We start from the raw sequence: 26,699 nt of genomic DNA on the forward strand, positions 1-26,699 counted from the left end.
TTCGAAATGAAAGGACTTTGTTATTTAGTAATTGCATTGATATATTCCAGTCAGTTACACGCTACTGAATTTTTGGATAGGCCTAATGCAGATAGAGAGGCTGTTTTAGGTTTGGAGGAGTCTGTTTTGGACTGTAGTGCTGTATTGAAGCTAGAGGCAATTACGCCTAATTATAGTAAGACGTTTGAAGAGTCGGGAGTTTTTGCCCTCTGTAAAGGTTCCAGTGCTGTTTTAAAGCTTGAAATTGATATACCAAAATATGATAGCATAAATTGGTATAAGGCAGAACATATAATTTTTAGCAATGTCGACTCTATAGTTGTCACAGGAGAAGGAAGGTTTTACGCAAAGGTTTTTAATGGTAATTGTGAATATGTTAGTCCGCCCATTGAAATAGATGAGAGAGAAACTTTAAATGTATCCTCTTTTTTATCGAATAGTCAAGATGAAATAACGATTTGCGATATAGGAGGGTATGCTAGTATTTCTGGAGTTCAATCTGGACTTGGCGGCTCACAGGCTGAATTTAGCTGGTTTCGTAATGAAGAAGAGATAATAGGAGCAAATGCACTAAGATATACTGCCAGAGAAGAGGGAGCCTACCAGCTAAAAATTGAGGTGGATGGCTGTCTTGGCTTATCTAGTAAAAAATTTGTAGAAAAAGGTGTAAAGCCAAGTTATAGGTTTGATTTTGCCACCTTAGAAGGGAAAAAGCAAATTACTGTGTGTGATTTTGAAGAAGGCTCAAATATTCCAATAGTAAAAGAAGGAGAGGGAGGCTTGTTTGTGAAAAAAGATGGAGTATCTCTCTATGGTGATTTTATATTGACCGATTCTCCAGGGATTTATACATTAGATTTTTACCAGGGTTCTTGTCGCGTTCTGGACACTCTTAAAGTGGTACAATCAAACAGCTATGATTTATCATCGCATAAAGTAGTTCATTCTTTATGTGAAGGGGTATATCCTTCCCTTTCTTCATCCCATTGGTATATACTTAATGATGGTGATTTTTATTGGACAAGAAACGACGAAAGAGTCTCGTCATCATACAGCCCTTTTCATACTCCTAAGGAAGCTGGGGTTTATCAATTGCATTTTAAAAGTAGAAAAAATAGCTGTATTGGAGAGTCGGATAGAATAGTTTTGAATGAAGATGACTTTGGTTATCCTATTCGAATTAGTAAAGAGAATAATGTAGAAATATGTTCGCAACAGGGTTTTCTAATGTCCCATGAAAACCGACAATCTTTTTCTGGGGCTTATCAATGGATGAAAGATGGCGAAACAATAGAAAACGGAACTAATTATTCTTATGTGGCAGAAGAGTCTGGAAGTTATCAACTGATTCTTTCAGAGGGTGGCTGTAGCAGGGGTTCAAACGTAGTTAATATAAAGGTTTTAGATAATCCAAAAATTCAATTAACTCACAGCTGCGATAGTTTAAGTAACTCAAAGCTAATTAGTTTAGAAGCAGAGGTTGAATTAAAAGGAGAAGTTAAATGGTTTGTTAATTCTAGAGAATTTGTAAATATGTCGTCTCCTGCTAATTCATTCCATGTAGATGTTCCGGGCACATATGTAGTGGAGCATACAGTAGGAAAATGTACTTACAAAACGAATGCTCTTCCAATTGGAGCTTCTATAGCGTATGAATTAGAGTATTGCAAAGGTGATTCTGTTTTACTTGACTCAAAGACAGAACGACTATATGGAGATGTTGACTTATTTAACTCTTCAAAACAGCTAATTGATAATGATATAATTGAGACTTTGGTCGGGTCGCATTTTGTTAGGCAACAGGAAGGGGGTTGTTTTTTTGAAAGTCCTATTTCTTTAAAGATTAAGGATGACGTTTCTTTTTCTCTGTCTGATACCACTGTTGGTTATACGGGGTATGATTTTACGTTTAAGCCCACTTACGGAATTCTTACTGATAGTACAGAAACCCCTAATAACTTTGCTTTAGTCTCCCAAAACGGGAATGATATAGAAGATACAGATGGTCTTTTTATAGGCAATTTAACCAGTGATTCTGAAGGTGAATATGTAATTGGAGCTTCAGGTCAATATGGCTGCCCCGTAGAAAAGAAGACCTATTTGAAGGTAGAGGATTCTTCGTTATTAGATACTGTTTATTATGAAGGTATGTCTATGCTTGACTTTTGTTATGGGAAGGCTGTAAAGTTAAAAGTTATAAAAAAGGGGCCAAGCTTTTCAAGAAATTCTCTCATTCGTGGCTTAATATTTACAAGGAAAGATGCTTTTTCTTTTCAAGGAGACACTGTTTTGGCTGAGACTTATGACGATGTCTTGGATTTTGGGCACTTGCCAAAGTCCTTTTACGGGAAAAAAATCTATGTTAAAATAGAGTCAGCAAATTTTAAGAATGTGTTTCATACGAGCGGCACATTTGAATTAGCCGAGGGTATTGTGGGCTCGATCGGTAAAGTTGTGTTTTGTGATTCCATGCATCTTTCTTCTGCAAATTATCGTGGGAGTGAGATCCAATGGTATTTTAATGGTAAACCTTTTGAGGAGAAAGGTTTATACGAAATCACAGCTAAGGAGTCGGGAGAATACCGTGTGGCGGAGTTCGGTGTTAATAGTGGAAGTAATAGGTGTCCATTATCTGCTGCCGAAATAGACGTTGAAATAGGAAAGATAAATAAACCTACCGTGTTTGAGCCTCCTTCAAACCATTGCTTTGGAGAAAAACCTACTTTGTTTGCAGATTTTTATGAAGATGCAGAATATAGTTGGAAAAGAGATGGCGAAATTATAGAAGGTGCTAATTCTGGATATCTGTCACGGGTGGAACCAGGGAAGTATATTGTTTCTGTAAAATCGGGGTCTTGCGAAGGTATTTCTGACGAGGTAGTTATTGCAGATATCGCTACAAAAGAAACTGCTTTTGGTCTTGGTCTTTCAATTCCAATTTCTGAGGATCTGGGTGAGCCTTATCCACTGTGTAAAAATCAGGAATTCATTCTTAAACATGATGTAGGAAGCCGTTTGTCTGGCAGAAGGACAATGTGGTTTAAAGATGGAAAGCTTCAGGAAGAATTCAAATCTAATGAAATTTCAATCACCGAGGACGGAGAGTATTTTGCAATTGTTGAATATGGCAATTGCCAATATATTACGAATAAAAGTTCATACTATTTTACGGATACCGTAAGGCAAAACCTGTCAATTATCCAAAACCTTTATAATGTCGGAGCCTGCAGGACTAATGTTAGTTTATATATAGATCCAAAGAATGGAATTCTTGATGTAGATGTCTCTAAGCCTGCTGATTGGTTCTTTAACAATAAGCCCTTAAAAAGAGACGTATTGAGTGTGTTAAATACAAGCGTTGACGAAGAAGGGAGTTACTATGCCGTAGGAACTACAACAAGTAAGTTTGGGCAGAGCTGCCCCTTTAAGACAAACAATGTTTCAGTGTCAAGTAAGGATTCTAGAAAGAATATTAGCCTCAATGGAATAAAAACAATTTCAGTTTGTTCCGATAGTGCATTTTTAGATGTAAGCGAATTGTCTTTAGAGGTACCAAGGGCAACTAATTATACCTGGCTCAGAAATGGCCAAATTATAGAAGCTAATAAGTCACAAATAGTGGTTAAAGAGGCCGGAGAGTATCGAGTTCAGGTAGATATAAAGGGAGGCTGTTCTGTAATGTCAGACATCTATGAGGTTTATTTAAACGAAATAGGAACTAGAATTAGTGGATTACCTGAAAATGTGGGAAAGGGCGATACTATTGAGATTTGTCGTAATAAATTAAATTTTTTACGTTTAGATTTATCAAATGAATTATCCAAAAGCGGATACGATGTTAAATGGTCTATAGACGATAACGTCATCAGTAATGATGAAATATTATGGGTTACCAGACCTGGAGCGTACAAGCTTAGTTTATCAAAGGAGGGTTGTCAGACTGTTTCTAACGCATTTAATTTTTTTGAAAGAAATGAAGAAGTAGAGTGGGTGACAAAAGAAGAACAAGTGCTATGCTTAGGGCAGGAGGCAAAATTAGAATTTATTGATTCCAGGAGTTTGGATTATATATGGCTTAAAGACTCAAAAGTTTATGCTATAAATCAAATGCCTAGTTTGTCAGTTAGCGAGTCAGGAGCATATTCCGTTGTTTCAAAGGGCCTAAATTGTGTTGGAACTTCTAAGGAGCGGGTTGTTTTTGTTGATACTCTTTCCACTTTTATAAAAGTGGCTGAAAACAATAGTTTGATATGTCCGAATGAGAGCTCTTTATTAATAGGTAAAGAGGAACTAGGGATGGAGTATGCCTTGGAATTTAATGGTACTGAACCTAAAAGCATTTCCAAGCCTAATATTGAAGTGAAAGATCAAGGAATTTATCGAATTGTTTATAAAAGAAACGGCTGTGTTTCAAAATCAGCCCCTAAATTAATAGAACACCTTTTAGATGTGTATGTTTTTGCCGAATCAGATGGCTTTTGTGAAGGAGAGGCAGTTGGATTAATGGCAGTAAACAATCCTGAAAATAGTTATCAATGGTACCGAAACAATGTTGAAATGACAGGAGCGAACACAGCTTCATTAAACGTTTCTGAAGAGGGGGCTTATTTTGTAAATATTATCTCTAATGAATGTAATTCCATTTCTGACACCTTAAGTATTAAGAAGAAGGAAGCTTCAAAAGCTTTAATTAGTGGTTTGGCTTCTATTTCTCCGGGAGACTCCGCAGAAATAAATATTGAACTAAGTTCTTCTGGCCCATGGCAAGTCACTCTTTCAGATGGCTCCGCATTAAGCATTGAAAACAGTCCATATCAGTATTACGTTTCCCCTGTTCAAACTACGGAGTATACCATTACTGCATTAACAGATGAATGCGGTGCGGGTACTTTTGAGGGAACCGCTACGGTGAGTTTAATAATTTTGGGCACAGAAATAAATGGCATAGAAAACCTTAATATTTACCCAAACCCGACTGATACTTACATTTTTGTTGAGTATAGTTCAGAAGAAAATCCCTTGCCTACTTTAACCTCTATGGATGGAAAGAATGTTCCGTTCAGTTACGATTTTTCCAATGGAAAAATGAGAATAGATTTGAGCAGTTTAACTGGCGGAACATATTTATTAAGTTTAGAACTAGAAGGAGTGAGAACAGTTAAGAAACTTATTAAGAGATAAACCAATTTGCTTTCCCATATTGCCTTAAGAAAATTGTTTTGGCAAAAGGTTGTAGCCTTTTCTTATTAGTTTTCTTTATGCTCCATTGTATTTGTTTTTAATTTAGAGAAGACCGCTTTGAAAGAAGAGGGATTTCATAATATTCGTTTTAATAGCTTTGCTGCATACTCTTTTTATAAACCACATATTTCTAATGAGAACACTGTTACTATCTGCCCTTTTTTTGCTTTGCCAAATTAGCTTTTCACAATCAATAAGTTCAAACAGTCCAATATGCAACTCAGGAGCTGACACCTTGAAACTAGCAGCCAGTGGAGGTAGTTCATATTTATGGATAGGGCCAAATGGTTTTTTTAGTAATGACCAAAATCCAATTATTCCTAACGTATCAAAGGATAACCAAGGAATATATAAAGTTGTGATAGATGGAGGTTTGTCGTTCACCACTTTTGTTGAGATAGGACGCGAAGAACTTGTATTTTCTAGACTAACTTATTTCGTTTCTGGAGCAACTATTAATTTAAATTCAAACTATTCTACGCCAACCTCTACATTTAAATGGGAAGGGCCAGAGGGTTTTGAGAGTACCGAAAAGAGTCCGAGAGTTACTAACTTCACTAAGGAAAATTTAGGTGAATATTCTCTAACCATCACTGATATGTTTGGCTGTCAGACTAAGTATAAGGAATTGGTTACTGTTGAAAACGAAGACTGTCCCTACAAGGTTTATGGTTATTTAAAAAGTATTAATGATAGTACAGCGTATTGGGGTGGCACAGATTCTCTTTCTTTTTGCAGTAACTCTTATGTTACCATTGGCATAAACAAATCTAGCTTGGTTTTGGATGAGGATGTTGAAATTTGGTGGTATAAAAATGATAGTTTAATATCTGAAAAGTCATGGGAGTTTAACAATTCATCTGCAGGGTCTTTTTCGTTTAAAATACGTTCTGGCGATTGTGAATATACCAGCAAGAAGGTAAAAGTAAGGCAGGCTTTACAAAATACAGTTTATGTACAATCAAGCACTTCTTCAAAAGGACAAACGACAATTTGTGAAAATGGTGGGAAAGGTTTTTTGTCATCAAGTAGGGGCACTTTTTTTGCAAATGCAAGGTCATATTTATGGAAGCGGAATGGGCAGGAGTTAGTAGGTGAAACAGGCAAAGCTATTGAAGTTAATGAACAAGGGAATTACTCTGTACTACTTAAAGAGGATGGTTGTGTGAGCGAAAGTGAACCATTTAATGTAAAGCTTGGGCTTACACCAGACTATTCTTATTATTTTAATAACTTTCAGGGTAAAAAGGTAGTGGAGGACTGTTTTGACGCAGATCAAGATTACGTTCTCTCATTGGCTGGTGCGTATAGTGATTATTCCATTACTGATAATAAAGGGAACAAGTATAAAACAGGTGAGCAAGTAAATAGTGGGAGCTATTTTTTAAAATTAACACAAGGGGCATGCACTGTTTATGATACGCTTATATTAAAAGAGTCTAGCACCTTTGACTTACCACTTGTTTTAGATAAAAGTGCAAATTGTGGTAATGGCATAGGTATTTCTAGTCCAATAAGCCCCATGCTGAAATACGCTAATTATTTTCTTTTATATGATGATAGAAAGTTAGTGAATACTAACGCTATCAATATTGCTGGAAATGGCAGATTCAGGATTTATTATGACGACCCAAGTAAGAGTTGTATTGGAAAAACAGAAGAAGTTACTTTTCCTTTTGAAAGTAATGATACACAGGAAATAGCTGGAGAAAAGGATGTTGAAATATGCTCAGGAGAGTATTACTCTCTCGCATTAGTTGAAAAAAACCATGATTTTTTTAAAAAGTGGAAAAAGGATGGAGTTATTATAAAGGAAACTAAATTACCTTATTTAACAGTAAATGAACCAGGCCTTTATTGGGCAGAAGTGGAGGGTCCGGGCAATTGTATACAATTTTCTGACACAATAAAAATTAGCTTAAAGCAAATGCCGAGTATCAGGCTTACAGAAACCTGCTTACCCGGAGGTCTTGGTAGTAATTTGGAAACAGTGCTTTCAGATTCAAATGTAGAAGTTAGTTATAGGTGGTATAGAGATGGGGAAAAGCTAAACCATGATGATGAAACCGCAATTGATGCCCTAAAATCTGGAAGTTATTCTTTGCTAGCAAAAGTAGATGAGTGTTATATACCAACTGAGTCGGTAGATATAGGTCCATCTTTACCAAGTTCGTTCAGTTATTGTAGAAATGAAACTGTTTCAATAAAACCTTTAGGGAGCATGGCTAGAAACATTCAATGGTTCTCGCCCTTAGGAGCTGTTATTGGAAGCGGAGATTCTTTAGTCATTTTTAATGCAACTAGTCAAGACAATGGTTACTATATACTTAAGTCAGAAAGTCCTGCAGGATGCCAATATGAAAGCGATTTCAGTATTGAAGTAAAAGACCCTATAACGTTTGATGTGCCGCCCGTTTTAGAAGTTGCTTTGGGGGATCTAATCATTCCTAACCCTACATATCCTCCGCTTTCGGATTCTACGGCGGTGCCTTCGTTCTTTTATTATAATAAAGTAGAATCGGCCGTTGGGCCATTATTTTTTAAGAGTTTAACAGCAACGGAATCTGTAATTACTGTACCTGCTGACAGTACATCTGTAGGTTTGTATAGAATAATGGCAGTTGGATCGTATGGATGTAGGACAGAGAAGTACTTCGAAGTAAAGCTGCAGGAGAGTAATTTTATGAGATTGGAAGAGCTCGCTCAAAGTGATTTGTGTCCAAATACAGAAATAAAGATCCCTATGACGAGTAATATGAATTTACCGACGGGTGAAAATTTTACGGTTAGGATGTATTCAGGAGACAGGAAAGATAGCTTGACCTCAATTGTAAGTAATGATACAGCTAGAATAGCTTACATTCCACCAAGTTTTTTTAAACAGTATAGCAGTGTAAAGGGAGTATTTTTTGAATTATCGGTTTCCGATGGTTCTGTCGAGCCCTATCAAAGCAAGCTATATAGATTTACAGGCCAGTATAATCAGTTTTTAGATTCTTTTGAAAAGTCGTTCTGTGACTCCATTAGATTTGAGGTGCTATCTAAACCTAAGGACCAAGATTTAAGTTTCAAATGGTATAAAAATAATGAATTAATAGAAGAGGCAAATTCCTCGTCCTTTACTACTTCTGATAAAGGAGCGTATGATGTTATAGCTGTTAATGCTTCTAGTAAAACGTGTGCAGCTGGCAATATTAGAAGCTTTAACGCCAATGATTTTTTAGGGGGAATAAATAAACCTATAATTTCACATGATCAAGAAGCAAGCTGTGATTCTGGAATTAGTAAACTGGAGGTGTCAAATTACTCTTCTGATGTTAAATATAGTTGGAGTAAAAATAGTTTAGTTTTACCCAATGAGAATAATCCCGTTCTAAATGTGCAAGAAGATGGGGTTTATAGTGTTCAGGCCAAATTAAGGGATTGTGAATCAATATCTGAACCCTTTAATTTTAAGCGAACTGAAATTATTTCCGCTCAATTAATAATAGATAATGAAAAAAGTAGTGAAGCGTCGAACAGCTACTTTGATTATTCAGAAGCTCTCCAGTTATGTCAGCAAACTTCTTTTAAACTAAGATTAGGCAGTGAAGATGATAATGCAGTTTACAGTGGTGTCAAATGGTATTTGGATAATACTTTAATTGAAGGCGAGAATCTTGTTCAAACATTTGAAGAAGAAGGAGTTTACAGAGCAACAGGAAAGAGAGGTTATTGTCGTGTAGTAAGTTCTGCTTTAGAGGTTAGTTATGTTGATACAATTAAAACTAAATTAAGACAGCTTGGGTCCGAAAAGGTAAGTTTCAATCTTAGTGGATATATTAACTTTAATACCAATGCTTTATTGAACAATAGTTTGTTTAGTAGAGTCTCGAGAATTGATTGGTATAAAAATATTGACCAACTCTATTTAGGGAGAGGTTTTAGCCCAAGCTCCTTTAATGGCGATATTTATCCTCAAAGTGGAGGAGCTTATTTTGTGAAGGGAGAAGTTATAACCCACGATGGCAAGGTTTGTCCTATAATTTCAGATACAGTTAAGCTTTTTAACTTAAGGTTGGACGATAATGAATTTGTAAGGGTAGATACTTCAAATATTAGTTTATGTGGGGATACGTTTTATGAAATTGACCTTTCTTTTTATAGAGTCTTAAACATTTTATGGTACAAAAACGGGGTTTTGCTATCGAATAATAAGTCCTCCTTGGAAGTTGTGGAATCTGCTAGTTATGAAGTGGTATATGATGTAAAAGACAAAGGCTTATATAAAAAGGTGTTTAATGTTGAAATAGCCGAAAATCCAGAGATAAAGTTTAGTTCTCAAAAATTACCGGAAGGGATTTTCCAAGAATGTATTCCAGATGACTTTTATTTAACTTTAGCGGAATCGTTCTTCACGCTAAATGATTACCAGTGGTATAAGGATGACGTACCTTTGGGTTTTCAAAATATGGCTTTTAAACCATCAGATAATGGTGTTTATAAATTAAAAGGTCTTCAAAATGGCTGTGAAGGATTTTCGAATAGTTTGACTGTCAATTTTAGAAACTCAGCCGATCTAAACTTAGGAGAAAGTAATCAGTACCTATGTAATGGAGAGTCGGTTGAACTGAAAAACTTAAATGATGACAATGAACTTTATTTATGGTTAAAAGAGGAGCAAGTATTATCCTTTTTAGCTACCAATACCCTTAAGGTGGAAACAGAAGGGAATTATGCCGCGTTATTCGAAGGAAACACTTGTTTGATAGCAAGTAATGAGGTCCATATAGAAAACCTAGATATAGTTGATTCGCTCTACTATAACTTGATAGATTCTATTTTTTGTCCAGGTGCTTCTGTAATGCTTACCGCTGAAGAACAGGATGGTTTAAATTATCGTTTTCTCAGAAATGATGAAACAGTTTACTCTGGTATAAACAATATTTACGAGGCTAAAGAAACGGGTTTTTATAGAGTCTTTTACGAAAAGGGAAATTGTAGCATCGGTTCCAATGAATTTTTTGCCAAAAGAGACTTTGAAACTGATATTCTTTTCGAGTATGACACCTTTTGTGAAGGAAGTTCAATTGATTTGAGTTTTGAAACCGCCGAAGACTTAAGTTATAAATGGTATAAGGATGATGTGCCCTTATCAAGTGCTTCTTCGTTTTTAAGAGTTGATGAAGCTGGAGCTTACTTTGCTCAGTTGAGTTCAAGTAATTGTTCTTCATTTTCAGACACTATCCAAGTCAAAAAGCATGAGGAGTCAGCAGCTAGCCTTACAGGAGCCGCCACTATCTCTTATGGCGATTCAACCGATATAAGCATTGAAATTAGTGGAGATGCCAGCCCTTGGAAATTAACTCTTTCAGACGGTACCGAGTTAAACATTGACAAAAGCCCGTATCAATATTTTGTATCCCCAACTCAAACAACAGAGTACACCATAAGCTCTTTAACAGATGAGTGCGGAGAAGGAGTTTTTGAAGGCTCTGCGGTGGTAAATCTAATCATCTTAGGTACAGAAGTTAATCAACTAGAAAACATCAAGATTTACCCAAACCCAAGCGATTCCTACATATTTGTAGATTATAGCCCTGAAGAAAACCCAATACCTACATTGACTTCCATGGAAGGAAAGGCTGTTCCGTTTAGTTATGATTTTTCTGATGGGAAAATGAGGATTGACGTGACCAGAGTAGCTAGTGGAACTTATTTATTAAGTTTAGAACTGGAAGGGGTTAGAACTATTAAGAAGCTTATTAAGAGGTAATGTTAATGTAATTTCTGCCTTTACCATTTTTTAACCTAAGGCTCATCAAGTTATATAAGGTATTTTAGTAGTTATTTTTGTAAAAAAACAGGAACAATTCATGATTCGATACTTTGGAGCAATACTTGCTAAGGAATTTAATACATTTAAAAATTATTCATTCCAAAAAAAACAAATTTAATGCTACGCAAAATTACCCCAATTCTTTTTTTATTTACTGTTGTATTTTCATCATGTTCAAAAGATGACAATGAGGAAGTTTCTCCTGCCGGATTAGAGGGAACATGGTCTAATGCTGGTATTGACTTAATTGTTGATGCTAAAGTTTATCCAGTTACCGTTCAGGCTTTAGAAGATAATTATTACACAAACTCGACTTACGAGTTTAAGTCAGATGGGACTTTTGTTTTTACAGATTTTGAAGGAGATGTTTTTGGTGGGAGTTACACCTATGACACTTCTGGAAACACTGTGAAATTAGATGTAGATGGCGAGTCAATTACCTACCTTGTTAAAATTGATGGCTCTAGTTTAGTGCTAAGTTCTCCAACTATTGATTTGAATAAAGAAGAGACTACTGACGAGGAAGACTTAGTCTTACTTTCGTTTTTCTTTCTTTCAATAGATCAAGAAGGAGATATTGAGGGTGAAGGAGATGCAATCTCAATAGACTACAAATTCACGAAGTAATCTTTTTTTAGAAAACATTACGCTCTAAAAACCAACACTGAATCTCAGGGTTGGTTTTTTTTATGCATAACTATTAGACTATAAAAGCTTGTTTAGATTTTTTCTAAATAAGGCTTGCTTCTTAAGGCTTTGGTTCATTTCTTTGCGACTCAATTTGTAATTAGTCCAAATAAGAAAGTTCTGTTAAGAATCAAAACTTAAAAGGGAGCATATTTCTATCCCAACAGGAGCTAATGCTTATTGAGTAAGCACTTTTAAAAGTGGAAATATTTTAAACAGAATATGCAATGATTTTAAAAAACAGACTAAAGGTTGGCTCCTCTTTAATAGCAATAGCAGCTTTGCTTTTTACGGGAAGCGTATTTGCTCAGAGCAAAAATGTATTTCATGACCGTGGCTTTTGGGCAAAGCAGCCAAGTATAGAAACCATTGAAGCTAAAATTGCGGAGGGAAATGATATCTTAGAAATGGGTCCTGGTGGCTGGGATGGTACCCTGTTGGCAATCATGGCGGATAATCCCTTTGAAACGGTAAAACACCTTGTAGATAAAGGACCAGATGTTAATCAAATGACACATCACTCCAATAATTACATCATGTGGACGGCCATGAAAGGGAATTTGCCGGTAATGGAATTGTTATTAGAAAAAGGTTCAAGAACAGACCTTATCAATAGCCACGGACAGTCTTTGCTAATGCATGTAGCACAAAGCGGCAAGGCAGATAAGGAGCTATATGAATTTTGCTTTGCCAATGGAGCTGACATCGTAAACGATAGAGATGAAAATGGCAGGAATGTAGCTCAGGTGGCTGTAGGTAGACTTAAAGATCTTTCTTTTCTAGATTATTTTGTTGAAAAAGGACTAAGCCTAGACACAAAAGATAAAAACGGTAATGGCTTATTTCATGCTGCGGTTTCTAGCGGTAAAGTTAGCACCCTAAAAGGTTTAGTGGCAAAAGGAATAAGCTATGAGCCTAATACTCAAACCGGCGAAAACGCTTTCAATTTTGTAGGAGGCGGTAGGTCTGCTTCTGTGAGTTTTGAGCTATTAGAATATCTTAAGAGCTTGGGTTTAAATCCTGCAAATGTAACGACAGAAGGACAGTCTGCGTTGCATAATTTGGCAGGAAGAGTAAAAGACACAGAAGTGTTTGACTTCTTTTTAGAAGCGGGTTTAGATGCAAATACTGCGAATGCAGACGGAGAAACGCCTTTGCTTTTGGCTGCTTCTAGAGGCAGTAAAGAAGTGGTAGCATATTGGTTGGCAAAGTCAAACGACGTGAATGCTAAAAATAATAAAGGGCAAACTGCTTTGGCTTTAGCCGTAGCAGGAAATAACAGCACCGAAGTGCTTGACCTATTAGTTGAAAAAGGTGGAAAGGTAAACTGGGAAAACGGACAAGGAAACAATTTGACCTATGTACTGACAAGCTCTTTTAGAGGAAATTTGAAAGACTATACGGAGAAGTTAGGTTATTTGAAAAGTAAAGGAGTAAGTACAAAAGGTCAAGCTCTTTTGCATATTGCAATAGAAAAAGGTGAGTTTGACCTATTGAGATATTTGTTAGAAACAGGGGCTGATATTAATCAAGTAAATGCTGATGGATATACGCCACTACACTTTGCAGCCATGAATTCTAAAGACACAGGTATGCTTAAGTTTTTGGTGAATAATGGAGGCGATACTGAGAAGAAGACGGAGTTTGAAGAGTCTGTTCATGATTTGGCAGCAGAAAACGAAGCTTTACAAAACACCGACATCAGTTTTTTAAAAGCGGGGAAATAAAATATTTAGAAAAATGAGAAAACAGTATTCAATATTAACCGTGGCATTTTTGGCAGTTGCTTTCTTTGTGTCAAGCGGTTTTTTATCAAAAGCCCCATCACATTACAAGTGCTTAGTGCAGCTCAGTAATTACACGGGAGAAGGAGCCTATGTGGTAGTTTCTCTTTTAAACCCAAAAGGAGAGTATCAAAGAACATTGCATGTTTTTGGGAAAGAAGAACGCTGGTATGATGATATACCTAGCTGGTGGGTGTTTTTCTCAAAGAAGAAAGAGAATCTTGACGGTATTTCAGGAGCGTCAATAACGGCAGGGAGTAGAAAAGTGGTTTCATTATCTTTTGATGAGTCAGAGATTGATAGTGGTTATAAACTTCGTTTTGAAACTTCTGTAGAAAATCAGAAATATGTAGAACAAGACCTTCAAATGGATTTGAAAGCTACTAATGTTGGTGTTAGTAAAAACGGAACTGGTTATATCAGATACGTCAAATTAATTAAGGTTTAAGTTGGGAAGAAACGGTTTAAAGTTCAGCTGGAGGAGTGTCCATTTTGTATTGGCCATTTTCTCCAGCATTTTTTTATTTATAGCGGCAGGCACAGGTATTGTGCTTTCTTTTGAGCCAATGCTTCACGCTAAAGCAGCTTCAGGAGCAGATGATATATTGCTAAGCGATTTGATTGCTACCCTTAATTCAATTTATCTTGAGGTTTTCAGCATTGCTCGTGATAACTACGGAAATATTAAAATTGAGGCCATAGGGGAGGTGTCAGATGGGACTTTTTATATTAATCCGATAGACGGTACTGAGTTAAAAATATTAGAAGGAGAGCATCCGGTTTTTGACTTTTGCAGAGACTTGCACCGTTCTCTCTTTTTAAAGCAAACGGGTAGGTTTTTTGTTGGTTTGGCCTCCTTAGCTCTTCTTTTTCTAGCAGGAAGCGGGGTTTTTCTTTTGGTAAAACGCGTTGGCAATTGGAAAGAATTTTTCGCTAAAATTATAGTATTAGACTTTTACAGAGATAATCATGCTCGTTTCGGAAGACTGTTCTTAATTCCGATAGTGGTCATTTCCTTGTCTGCTACCTGGCTTTTCATCGATAGATTTTTCCCAACGGAAGCGGTAGAGGCACAAGCGGTTTCTTACGAGGTTATTTCTGAAGAGAACCATTTTAAAAAAATACAGCTAGGAGAAATAAAAGAGGTTCTTTTCCCTATTTCGTCTGACCCCGAGGAGTTTTTTGAGCTAAAGCTTCATCAAAGAAACTTGTTGCTAAATCAAGAAACGGGTGCTTTGGTTTCTGAAATAAGACTGCCTACAGCGGCAATACTTCATGACGTCAGTTTTCAATGGCACACTGGCGAAGGTTTGGGTATTCCGTATGCCATCTTATTATTGTTAAGCTCTTTTGTAACCTTGTTCTTTATTTATTCAGGGGCAAAAATGAGTTGGTCTAAGCTTAAAAAGAGACCAAAAAATATGGTAAGCATAAAGGAAGCTACACATGTCATTTTAGTTGGCTCAGAAACAGGACATACTTTTAGGTTTGCGTCAGCTGTTCAAAATGCCCTTTTAGAGAAAGGCGTGAAAGCATTTTTATGTCCAATGAACGAGGTTACTGTGGCTTGTGAAATGAAACACTTGCTGGTTTTCACATCCACGTATGGTGATGGAGATGCTCCATCAAATGCAGATAGTTTCCTGAATAAATTATCAAAAGGCTTGTTTGCAGAGCATCCCTTTTCTTATACCGTGTTAGGTTTTGGCTCAAAAAGCTATGAGAATTTCTGTCAATTTGCTTTTGACACTGCCACTGCCTTAAAGGCTTTACCTTTTGCAAAGGAAGCCACAAAGGTCAAAACCGTCAATGACCTTTCTATTTCCGAGTTTTTGGATTGGTTGAAAGCCTGGAAAAAAGCAACGCAATCGGAGTTGGAAGTCGATTTGAATAAGCTAGAGCCATCAAGGGAGTCTAACACTTTGCCTTTTTGGGTGGTTAGTAAAACGGAGTCTGAAAATATTTTAGACGATACTTTTTTACTAGAAATAGCTATACCAGAAGAGGCAGGAAATGTTAATTCTGGTGATTTGTTAGGGGTTTATTTGCCCGATAGCAACATAGAGCGTTATTATTCCATAGCCTTTATTAAAAGCTTAAACAGGATAGTTTTAAGTATCAAAAGAACAGGACTATGCTCTAATTATTTAGGAGCTTTAAATACGGGTGACGAAATTCAAGCCTTCTTAAAACCAAACGAAAGTTTTTACCCTGATGCTAATGCTAGTAAGATTTTACTTATAGGAAACGGAACGGGCATTGCCCCATTTTTAGGTTTTGTAGAAAACAATAAGAATACCGAAATGTCATTGCTATGGGGAGGGCAAACGAAGGATTCTTTCGCATTATATGAGCCATTACTTAATGATTTTGGTGAACTAATAGCCTGTCATTTGGCTTTTTCCAGAGAAATGCCAAAAACCTATGTGCAAGACGTGGTGCGTCAAAACAAGGTGAGAGTAGCTAGTACTTTAAAAGCTGGTGGTCAAATAATGTTATGTGGCTCCTTAAAGATGCGAGAAGGTGTTTATCAAAATCTTGAACAAATCTTGCAGGAGTTTTCTTTGCCTTCTCTCAATGAATTGATAGCAGAAGGGAAGATATTGAGCGATTGTTATTGAAGAATATCTATAAGTTTAATTTCTAGTCAGGGGTGAAGTATAATAGATTAATAGACTGAGTGTTAGCTTTTGTTTTTAGAAATTGCTATTTTGAATTACATTAAAAGGCAAACTTCTAGAAACCATGAAAAAAATTCTTCTTTTGCTTCTGGCCTGCTCGTTTTTTACTCAAGCTCAAAATGTAACCATAAACCCAGGTGGCATTACGCCAGCTCTTACAGGTACTTATCCCAGAATAAGTTATGATGCTATTTTGGCATTGCCTTCTCCAGTTATAGGGGATATGGCTTTCGACACTACCTTTCTATGCATGCGAGTATATATTGGTACTACTTGGGTATGTATTCAGATGCCAGAACAGCCGTTTTTAGACAAGGTTTACATTGCTTCCGCTGGTAGTTCTTCTGAAGATTCTGGTAATTCTGTAGCTGTAGACGGCTCTGGGAATGTTTATATTGTTGGAACTTTTCAAGGAACTGCAAGTTTTAGTGGTGCTACCATAACTAGTGCAGGTAGTTTTGATGTTTTTATTGCTAAATACAGTTCGAGCGGAACATTACAATGGTTACGATCTGCTGGGGGCATTTCTCATGATTACGCTCATTCCATTGCCTTGGATGCTTCTGGGAATGTTTATATATCGGGTCATTTCTATGATATGGCCACATTCGGAGGTAGCAACATAAGTGGTGAAGGAGGGTACGACATTTTTATGGCAAAGTATAATTCGAGTGGTTCTTATCTCTGGGTTCAATCTGCTGGAGGGACTTCTAACGATTATTGTCGCTCATTGGCAGTGAATATATCAGGAGATGTGTGTGTGTCTGGTTATTTTTATGGTACCGCTAATTTCGCAGGCTCTAACATAAATAGTGAAGGTTCTGCAGATATCTATGTTGCTAAATATGATTCAAATGGTAACTTTTTGTGGGTTCGATCTGCTGGAGGGACTTCTAATGATTATAGCTTTTCTACAGCAATTGACGGAGCGGGGAATGTATATATTACAGGGAGGGTTCAAGGAACTGCTAACTTTGGAGGCGTATTTCTTGGTAGTGCAGGTAGTTACGATATATATATTGCTAAATATAATTCTGTAGGAGCACTACAATGGTTGCAGTCTACGGGCGGCAGCTATACAGACTATGGTTATTCCGTGGCGGTGGATGTGTCTGGGAATGTTTATCTTACAGGAAACTATAGTGGTACGACCAACTTCGGTTTTAGTAGTGTTACTAGTGTTGGGGGTACTGATATCTTTATAGCCAAGTATAATTCTAGTGGGGCCTCACAATGGGTTCAATCAGCCGGAAGCACTTCTTCTGACAACAGCCTTGCTTTAGCCTTGGATGGCTCAGGGAATGCATATATAACAGGCTCTTATTTAGGAACAGCGAACTTTGGAAGTAGTAATATAACTAGTGCTGGCGGTACTGATATCTTTATAGCGAAGTACAATTCTAGTGGGAACTTACAGTGGGTAGAATCTGCAGGTGGCTCATCTCACGATTCTGGTCAATCAGTCGCTGTAGATGGAGCAGCTAATGTGTACATAACAGGCTATTATTTAGGTACCAGTACTTTTGGCGTTTCAGTCATCACAAGTTCTGGAGATACCGATGTTTTTCTAGGAAGGATTTGTCAGCATTAATGCTGCGAACTATAGGGACTAAAAAATGCTCCTCAGCAAAGCCAAGGAGCATTCGAGGAATCTATTAAACTGAATTAAACCGGTATTGCCTCTAGTCTTAATTGCTCTTCTACAGCATTTTTCTCATCTACTTCAGAGAATTTGATGCTAAAGCCTACTAGTCCTATAACAGAGACTATTGCCCCAAAAATTAAGAAGCAATCTTCTAATGGTGTACCTGTTCTTAGCATGTATTGGGCATAGAAAACCGCTCCTACATTTCCACCAGCACCTACTATTCCTGCTACCGCACCCAAGCTTCTTTTATTTATGAATGGTACCACAGAGTATGTGGCTCCTTCCGCCATTTGAACAAAAAGGCTGAAGAATATCATCATACCTACGGCAGATGGTAATAGGCTCATTCTTGAGAAAATCATCAATAACATACCCTCTATCACCATAACCACTACCAGCCATCTAACTCGCCCAGTAAGGCCAGATTTTACCGAAAATTTATCACCTAGCCATCCCCCGGTGGACCTTGCAAAAAGATTCATCAAACCGAATAGCGAAGCTATTAATCCTGCGGAGGTTTCGTCCAAAGAAAATCTTGTTTGGTAATAGGTTGCAGCTTTTCCGTTTACAAAAAGTTCCATGCCGAAGCAGCCTGCATACATTAAGAAAAGTACCCAAACTCTATAGTCGCTGGCAGCATTTGCAAAAAGTCCTTTTTCGCCTTTTTTGACCTGTGGCCTGTCATTAGGTAAATCGTCATAGTTTCCTTTTGGGCAGTCTGTGGTGTATTTCCAGTAAAGAAAAGCTACCACGAGCATAATTATAGCTGGAATAAACATAGCCGAACGCCACTGTGCCCATTCAGAATTTGAAAAACCCCAAACAGCCATTCCAGAAGCTAGTAAAGGCATAACGGCTTGCGTAACTCCTCCACCTAGGTTTCCCCAGCCGGCGGTAGTGGCATTAGCCAAACCAACTATTTTAGGAGAAAACATAACAGAGGTATGGTACTGCGTAATAACAAAAGATGCCCCAATCACCCCTATGGCTAACCTTGAAATTAGGTAGGTAGTCCAGTCATAAGCAAAGGCCGAACTTGCTACTGCCATTGCTCCAAAAACTAGTAGGTAGACATAAGCTTTTCTTGGTCCAATTTTATCACACAGCGAGCCAATCATTAATCTAGCTATGATGGTGATACCTACCGAAGCGATAAAGGCTAAGGTTTTTTGTGCGGCGGTAAGGCCTAGGTCAGGCCCTATGGAGGCATTCATTAATGGTGCGTGAGAAAACCAACCAAAAAAGCATAAAAAGAAAGCAATCCATGTCAAATGGAAGGTTCTCATTTGAATAGTACCAAGACTAAATAAGTCTATTTTAACGGCTTTCTCTCCGGAGCTTAGTGTATTCATGATAGTATTGTTTATAGATTAGAAATTCGATTTTGAGATTATTTTTCAGATTGAAAAAGGGTAGGCTTAAAGGTTATCATAGCCCAAGCCCAGTTATTTGATTTTAGGTTTCCAGGTCTTAAAGCCAGCATGGTGTCTGTGCCAAAAAGCTGAGAAAAGCCAAGGTTAAAAGTGATGTCGGAGCCTATTTTTTGAGCATAAACCAAGTCTATTTCGGTGCCCATGGTAGCCTTTAAAATTCCCCCACCTTCTTTAGATTGTTCAGAGCCAGTGAGAAACTCATGCCCTTGAGCTATCAGGTTTCCTTTACCAAGTTTGAACTTAGTTTTGATATAAAAATCTTGAACGCCCACATTGCCATTTGCTGGACCTACATAGAAGTAATCCATAAAGCCATTGTGAGCGTGGTTGTTACCGTAGTCTGGGCTAAAGCTTGAGATTTTGCCTGATGCGTCATTGTTGTCTTGACCTGATACGTATTCGTATCCTATCGTAATTGGGGTAGCTTTTGTATTTATGGTAGCATTAATGCCTGCTAAAACTGCACTTATTTTGGAGGTGCCTATTTTTCCTGTTTGGTAATATAAATCTGTAGCGAAGGTTATTTTACCCGCTTTTTTAGAGCCAATAAAACCCAAGGTTTGCTTGTTTGAAAGCGTACTGTCGGGGTTTTGGCTTCCCGCATTTAAAGCGAGTAAAGAAAAAGCTGCACCATCAAGGTCTTTATGGTACCAGGCGTATTGTAGGGTTTTATACTGGCCGCCTAAAGAGTAAAAGTTGGCTCCATCTCTTTGCAGAAAGGCGGGCTCAGCTATATCATCATCTGTATTAAATGCAAAGCCGAGATGAAGTTTAGAATTTACCGAAGGGTCTTCAAATTTGAAAAGAAGTGCATCATGCCTTCTTCCTTGCTGTGCCCATTCTAAACCGCCAAGAAATCGTTGATTATCATAAGAGATAATTTGACGTCCTGCTTTCATAGATATTTTTTCTGTGAGTATGAGTTCTCCCCAAGCTTCGCTTAGAAAAGAATTACCTATGTCAGCTTTAAAAATCTGTGGAACTTCCCCCCAGTATCGCACGTCTTGAAGTGCCAATTTGAGCTTGTATTTGGGCTCTGTATATTCAAAATATACTCTACTTCTTTGTTCCACAAAAAAAGCAGGTTCAAAGCCTTCAGATGTAGGGGTTTTAAATCCATTTCTGAATTCAGACCGTGGTCTTATTTCAGCAGAAAGCTTAAACTGAGCTTGACCTTTAAAAGCAATTGAGCTTAGTATAAAAACGCAGAGAACTTTAACTCCTTGGTAGTTTATTCTTTTCATCAGTGTTTGATTAAAATTTGAATATCTGGCTATCTTAGTTGAGTATTAATACTTATTAGATACTCAAAAGTATAACTATCATACCTCTGCTAAAATTATTTGATGCTATTTTTTGGTTTTTATTAGAAATGTGCAATATTATTCCGAATAAAGTCAGGTTTAGCATTTAATATATGGTAAAAATCAGGAATTTGTAATAGAATACTCTTTCGGCAGGTGTGTTGTATGTGGTCTTTCTTGAAAGGTTAGGGCAAAAAAAATACTCATAAATGAAAAGTATTTATGAGTATTGATATTGTTTTGATTTTAGGCTGAAATCTCTTCTTCTGAGCTGGTAAGTGTGAAAGCTGATTTGGGGCTTTCACAAACCGAGCAGCTGTATTCCTTCGGAAGGTTTTCAAAGTTTATGCCGGGTGGTATGTCGTTCATTTCGTCACCATAGGCGGGGTCATAAATGGTTAGGCAGGCTGAGCATTGATGGAGTATGGGTTGCTCTTTTATTGCTTCTTCTTCGTCTTTCTTGGGTAGGTCTTTAAATCTCGATTCGTATGCTATGTGCTCGTTAAACTCTAAGACAGACTTTCTGAGTTTTTCAGGAAGACTGAATCCGAAAATGTTCTTGGCAAAAAAGGCTACTTTCCTTCCATTTGGGTCATAATCTGTAGTGTAAGTAATGTCATAAAGTTTAAGAAAGGGGAGTGGTTTGAGTTTTTTTTGTTTGACTAAAATAGAAGCGTAGACTTCCGTTTTTGGAAAAGTTTTTATGCCAAGGCAGATGCCAAAAGTTCTTAAGTCTTTTTTATTGAAGTGCCTTACCAGTTTATTTTTTAATTTAAGAGCCTCTGGTGAGGTGTCTTCTATTTGCCAGTTCAGCTCGTTGGCGGCATGTCTTACGTTTATATCATGTTTAGCTAGTAGCCCACTCCAGTCGTTTCGGTCTTCTTCTTGGATATTTTTGATAATAATTGACTTCCATGGCGTAAGGCATATTTCGCCAATTTTAGTTTTGAGGCAAAGCCTACAAAGGTCGTGTAAAAACGATGTTTCAAAGACTTCACCTCTTCTATAAATACCAAGCCAAGATTTTTTGCCATACCTGTTAAAGCCTTCATAGTAAGGAAGGGTAAATTTTGGTAGTTTTAGTTTTTTTTCTGCGGGTACAGATATGATATTCGGCAAGCCGTCAATACTTGTATTTCCTGTTGAGATGCGTTCATCTAGTACTTTAGATATTTTGGCTATTTCATTGCTGAAAACCAGTTTATCATAAGCTATAAGTTCATTAGATTTTGGCTCACGCAGGTATAGATGCCAAAAATTTGGTTGGTCAGACGATATGAAATTTATATGTCCAGAAAAGAACGGTGTGAAGCTCTGTTGGCTATCAGAGATGTTTATTTTTAAGCGGGGATTGTAATCAAAAGCATCAAGAATATCTTTATAGATTCCTTCACTTAGCCAGTTTCCTCTTTGAAATACTTCTTCAGATACATAGGAGCTTATTACATTTGGGTGAGGGTTGTCATCTATGTAAAAGTCTACTTCTGCTGCATTCATTTTGGAGATAAATGCCTTTTCATGGGTGTAGGAAAGGTACATGATCATTTGCTGGCGAAGCCCAAAACGAACCTTTTTGATGTCGCATTCTGTGGCAATGGCTAGAATCTTCTGAAGTTCACCTGGTGAAGCTATTCCTCCTATAAAGTTTACTCTGATGGTGTAATATCCTGTCATGATTTTGCTAGTCTAGTACTAAAATTTCTTGTTCTCTTAAGGTTGCTTCCAGTATTCCTCTGACCTCTGGTCGGCATGAGCCGCAACCTGTTCCTGCACCCGTGGTGTCGCATAAATTCTGAAATTTAGTGCAACCGCCTTTTATTTTCTCTTTGAGGTTTCCGTCTCCTACATTATTACAAGAGCAAATAAGTTTTCCCTTCACTGGTTCAGTTTTTTGACCTGAACGCAGAAGTTGGAGTCTTTTTTCTGATAGTTCAATGCCTTTTGATATCAGTTCGCGGTATTCTAAAAACTCCGATTTGTCACCTATTAAGATAGCTCCTACGAGCCTATCGTTTTTGACTAGACACTTTTTGTAATAGCGTTTCGCTTTATCAATAAATATGACCTCTTCGTAGTCTTTCGCTCCTTGCGGAATTTCTATTTCTCCTAAAGAGCATAGCTCTACACCCTCCATTTTTAAAATATTCATGGAAAGTGAGCCGGTGTAGTGAGCGGCAAGGTCGCCTGTCAAATATTTAGCCACCACTTCAGCTTGCTGTTCTGCAGCTGCTGTAATTCCCCACATCTGTCCTTCCCATTGGGCTATTTCGCCACAGGCAAATATGTCAGGGTCGGAGGTTTGAAGGTATTGGTTTACTTCTATTCCTCTGTTGCATTTTAGGCCAGCTTCTTTCGCAATTTCTATAGCTGGGCTGGTTCCTGCCGCTACCACCATAAGGCTGCAGTCAAGTTTTCTGCCTGATTTTAGTCTGACGCCTTCTATGGCATCGGTGCCATAAAATTGTTCTACTTCGTCGTTAAAGAAAGTTTCAACACCAAGAGCCTGAATTTCTTCATGAAGAATAGCACTACCCATTGGGTCTAATTGCCTATCCATAAATCTACCAATTCGCTGTACCACCGTTACGGGTACATTTATTTCTCTTAAAGAAGCAGCTAATTCAAGCCCTAAAAGACCGCCACCTACAATAATTGCTTTTCCGTTTTTAGCTAAAAATGGAGCAATAGAGTCGGCGTCAATTCGACTTCTCATGTTGAATATACCAGGAATTTTAGGGAAGTTCCTTGGCATAAAAGCTCTACTTCCCATTCCTAAAAAGAGTTTATCGTAGCTGTGCTCATTTCCTTTAGAGTCAATGACTATTTTATTCTTTTTGTCAATACTTTCAATGCTGATTCCTTTATTAACCTTGATTCTGTTTTCGCTAAACTGGTCTTCTCTTAATTTAACCAGTTGGTTCCAGTTTTGTGTACCACTAATATAGTCGGGTAGCATTACGCGGTTATAAAAAGGATATATCTCTTTTGAAAATACCTCTATTTCGTCTGTTTGGTTAAGTTGACGGTAGGCGGATATAAATCCTAAGCCAGCAGAGCCTGCACCTATAACGATAATTTTCTCTTTTGGTTTTTTGTATATTGAGACCTCAACCGCCGCATATTTAAAATCTGGTTCTTTTGAAATTGGGTCTACCAAATCACTCGTCAAGTTATTAGCCCTTGCGAAGGAATTGTTAACTATTTTGCCCCAATGCATAGGTAGAAAGCAGGTTCCTCTTCTGACAGTCTCTGTAAGTTTCGCTTTTACTTTTACTTCCCCTCTTTTTCCATTAACCATGACCACCTGTTGGTCTTTGATTTTTCTAGGTAACGCATCTTCAGGATGGATTTCTAGAAAAGGACTGTCAATGTGCTGATTGAGCTTGTTTACTTTCCCCGTTTTTGTTCTGGTGTGCCATTGGTCTCTTATTCTGCCTGTTAGTAGCACTAGCGGGTATTTTTCTGAAACTTGCTCGGAGGGGTTATTTCCGTCCACAGCATGTATTTGAGCCTTTTGGTTTGGCGTATAAAATATTTGGTCTTCAAAGAGGCGGCTGTTATTGCCGGAAAATGTTTTATCTGCTGGGTAAGGCCACTGTATCGTTCCTTTTTTTAGTAGTTTGTAATTTATTCCGGAGCAATCTATGTTGGTGCCAATGGTGCTTTTGGCGTATTCGTCATAAATGTCTGAACTCGAACTATATTTGAAATGGTTGCCCCAGCCCATTTGATTGGCAAACTTGCAAATGATTTCTGCGTCAGGTAGGCATTCGCCTGGTGCGTCTACTACTTTTTCTAAGTAAGATACTCTCCTTTCGGCATTGGTCATGGTGCCTTCTTTTTCAGCCCATGCCGCGGCAGGAAGTATAACGTCGGCAAATTTTATGGTGTCGGCGTTCTGTGAAATATCTTGAACCACCACAAATTTCGCTTTTTTTAAAGCGGCTTCCACTTTGTTGACATCAGGCATACTCACCAGTGGATTGGTACAAATAATCCAAATGGCTTTTAATTTACCGCTGTCTAATGCGTCAAACATTTCAGTGGCAGATAGTCCTGGTTTGTTAGATATGCCGGCTACACCCCAAAAATCTTCCATTTCTGCAATGTGGGCAGGGTTGCTTAATTCTTTGTGAGAAGCCAGCATGTTTGAAAGTCCTCCTACTTCTCGTCCTCCCATGGCGTTTGGTTGGCCAGTAAGTGAGAAAGGGCCGTTGCCGGGCTTGCCAATTTTTCCTGTAATAAGAGAAAGGTTAATGAGAGATAGGTTTTTATTGACACCTATGACGCTTTGGTTTAAACCCATAGTCCACATAGAAAGGAAGCCTTTAGTTTCGCCAATCCATTTAGCGGCTTCTATGATTTTTTCAGGTTCAATGCCGCATATTTCGGCGTATTCTTTTATGCTTTTTTCAAAAACTTTTTCTTTATAAGTTCCAAAACCATCAGAGTGGCTTTCAATGAATTTGCTATCTGTAAAGCCGTTTTCAATTAACAGTCGGCCAATCGCATTATTGAAATAAACATCTGTGCCAGGTATGAGTGGTACAAAAAGGTCTGAGCTGGTTGCTGTTTGAGTTTCTCTGGGGTCTACACATATTATTTTGACATTTGGGTTAGCGGCTTTATGAGCCTCTACTCTTCGCCATAATATGGGGTGGCACCATGCTGGGTTTGCACCTTCTACTAAAATTACGTCGCTTAGCTCTATGTCGTCATAGCAAACCGGGACGCTATCTTCTCCTAAAGTTTTTTTATAGCCTACCACCGCAGAGCTCATGCATAATCTTGAGTTGGTGTCAATATTATTAGAACCTATGAAGCCTTTCATGAGCTTGTTCCAGAGGTAGTATTCTTCTGTAAGGCACTGTCCAGAAACGTAGAATCCAACAGACTCTGGGCCATGCTTTTCTATTAAACTTTTAAAAACGGCTGCAGTTCTTTCTATGGCTTTATTCCAGCTTACTCGCTGAAGTGGCATGTTTCTATGCATTCTCATTTCAGGATAAAGTAACCTGTCGGAGGTGTCGTTAACCGTGTAATGTAGGTTCATTCCTTTTGAGCAAAGCATCCCTCTGTTTACAGGGTGGTCTTTGTCTCCGGCTAAAGTTATTTTTCCGTCTAGTCCTTTTGTGATTTCAACACCGCATCCTACGCCACAGTAACTACAAGTAGATTTATATTTCTTAACCATGCTTTGCTTGTTTTTCGTTTTCTACTAAGTGGTTTGTGGCCAAATAGCTGTTGATATAGTCAGGGCAAAGCCTTACGGTTTCTCCTATAACTATGATAGCTGGGCTCTGTATATTGTTCGTTTTTGCCTTTTCGGCAATGTTGAAAACCTCTCCTGTAATTGTTTTTTCTTCTGGAGTGGTGCCGTTTTGAATGATAGCCACAGGAGTTGCCTTTTTTCCATTGGCTGAAAAAATTTCCATGATTTCTTCTATTTTGCTTATTCCCATAAGGATGACAATGGTGGCGGACGATTGAGCCGCTAGTTTCATGTCTTTCGGAAGTTTGCGGTCTTTGGTATGGCCAGTGATTACCCAAAAGCTTTCGGCCATACCTCGTTTTGTAACTGGAATTCCTTTTAAAGAGGGTACTGCTACAGAGCTTGATATTCCCGGAATTATTTCAGTTTCTACACCATAAGCACTTACATAATCCATTTCTTCAAAACCTCTTCCAAAAATCACGGGGTCGCCGCCTTTTAGTCTAGCTACATGTTTTCCAGCAAGTGTGTTTTGAAGTATTATCCTATTGATTTCATCTTGTGATACGCTGTGCTGTCCTAGTCTTTTTCCTACATAAACCAGTTCGGCCTCTTTGGATGCGTAAGAGAGTAGGCAAGGGTTGGCAAGAGCGTCATATAATATTACATCAGCCGCGGCTAAGGTTTTAATAGCCTTAAGTGTAATTAAGTCTGGGTCTCCTGGGCCTGCTCCAATTAGTGATAGTTTCATATTGAGTATTAATACCTAATCATGTTCTTAAATATTACAATACAAATGAATGTATATATAGTATAAAAAGCAAACTGAAAGAACTATAATATTGATATAGGCTTAAAATAAAGAAGAAAAGTTTTTAAAATTGAAAAAAT

12 protein-coding genes are annotated in these 26,699 nt (G+C 37.7%); 7 read left to right on the plus strand and 5 right to left on the minus strand.

Annotated elements, in window-relative coordinates; genetic code table 11:
• The first annotated feature begins 6 nt into the window (after nucleotides 1-6).
• The 7 genes from AADJ06_RS12000 (at nucleotide 7) to AADJ06_RS12030 (ending at nucleotide 17,802) form a co-directional block, all read left to right on the plus strand.
• On the plus strand, nucleotides 7-5,181 hold the full coding sequence (locus AADJ06_RS12000) for a T9SS type A sorting domain-containing protein (protein WP_341226695.1): 5,175 nt from the start codon (nucleotides 7-9) through the stop codon (nucleotides 5,179-5,181).
• Between the two features lie 193 nt (nucleotides 5,182-5,374).
• Nucleotides 5,375-10,996 carry a T9SS type A sorting domain-containing protein gene (locus AADJ06_RS12005; RefSeq protein ID WP_341226696.1) on the plus strand — a complete coding sequence of 1,874 codons (5,622 nt, stop codon included), beginning with the start codon at nucleotides 5,375-5,377 and terminating at the stop codon, nucleotides 10,994-10,996.
• Between the two features lie 180 nt (nucleotides 10,997-11,176).
• The gene (locus tag AADJ06_RS12010) at nucleotides 11,177-11,686 is read left to right on the plus strand and encodes a hypothetical protein (RefSeq protein ID WP_341226697.1); all 510 of its coding nucleotides are present in this window, start codon (nucleotides 11,177-11,179) and stop codon (nucleotides 11,684-11,686) included.
• 287 nt (nucleotides 11,687-11,973) lie between these two features.
• Nucleotides 11,974-13,473: an ankyrin repeat domain-containing protein gene (locus AADJ06_RS12015; RefSeq protein WP_341226698.1), complete on the plus strand. Its 1,500-nt coding sequence runs from the start codon at nucleotides 11,974-11,976 to the stop codon at nucleotides 13,471-13,473.
• A gap of 13 nt (nucleotides 13,474-13,486) precedes the next feature.
• The gene (locus AADJ06_RS12020) at nucleotides 13,487-13,978 is read left to right on the plus strand and encodes a DUF2271 domain-containing protein (protein WP_341226699.1); all 492 of its coding nucleotides are present in this window, start codon (nucleotides 13,487-13,489) and stop codon (nucleotides 13,976-13,978) included.
• 1 nt (nucleotide 13,979) lies between these two features.
• On the plus strand, nucleotides 13,980-16,151 hold the full coding sequence (locus tag AADJ06_RS12025) for a PepSY domain-containing protein (protein WP_341226700.1): 2,172 nt from the start codon (nucleotides 13,980-13,982) through the stop codon (nucleotides 16,149-16,151).
• A 124-nt stretch (nucleotides 16,152-16,275) separates the two neighbouring features.
• A complete protein-coding gene (locus AADJ06_RS12030; RefSeq protein ID WP_341226701.1) occupies nucleotides 16,276-17,802 on the plus strand; it encodes an SBBP repeat-containing protein in 1,527 nt (508 codons plus the stop codon).
• Nucleotides 17,803-17,876: 74 nt separating this feature from the next.
• On the opposite strand, the gene AADJ06_RS12035 is transcribed toward AADJ06_RS12030, so the two are convergent.
• The 5 genes from AADJ06_RS12035 to cobA all read right to left on the minus strand — a co-directional run bounded on the left by AADJ06_RS12035 (nucleotide 17,877) and on the right by cobA (nucleotide 26,559).
• Nucleotides 17,877-19,211: an MFS transporter gene (locus AADJ06_RS12035; protein WP_341226702.1), complete on the minus strand. Its 1,335-nt coding sequence runs from the start codon at nucleotides 19,209-19,211 to the stop codon at nucleotides 17,877-17,879.
• A 38-nt stretch (nucleotides 19,212-19,249) separates the two neighbouring features.
• Nucleotides 19,250-20,536, minus strand: coding sequence for an alginate export family protein (locus AADJ06_RS12040; RefSeq protein WP_341226703.1), 1,287 nt, complete (start codon nucleotides 20,534-20,536; stop codon nucleotides 19,250-19,252).
• A gap of 306 nt (nucleotides 20,537-20,842) precedes the next feature.
• A complete protein-coding gene (locus tag AADJ06_RS12045; RefSeq protein WP_341226704.1) occupies nucleotides 20,843-22,270 on the minus strand; it encodes a rubredoxin domain-containing protein in 1,428 nt (475 codons plus the stop codon).
• Nucleotides 22,271-22,277: 7 nt separating this feature from the next.
• Nucleotides 22,278-25,790 (minus strand): molybdopterin-dependent oxidoreductase, encoded by a 3,513-nt coding sequence (locus tag AADJ06_RS12050; protein WP_341226705.1) that lies wholly within the window; start codon nucleotides 25,788-25,790, stop codon nucleotides 22,278-22,280.
• A complete protein-coding gene (cobA, locus tag AADJ06_RS12055; protein ID WP_341226706.1) occupies nucleotides 25,783-26,559 on the minus strand; it encodes a uroporphyrinogen-III C-methyltransferase in 777 nt (258 codons plus the stop codon). The genes AADJ06_RS12050 and cobA overlap by 8 nt, the downstream gene beginning before the upstream one ends.
• Between the last annotated feature and the right edge of the window lie 140 nt (nucleotides 26,560-26,699).

It is taken from the genome of uncultured Arcticibacterium sp. (assembly GCF_964021845.1).
In the GTDB taxonomy this organism is placed as follows: Bacteria; Bacteroidota; Bacteroidia; order Cytophagales; family Spirosomataceae; genus Arcticibacterium.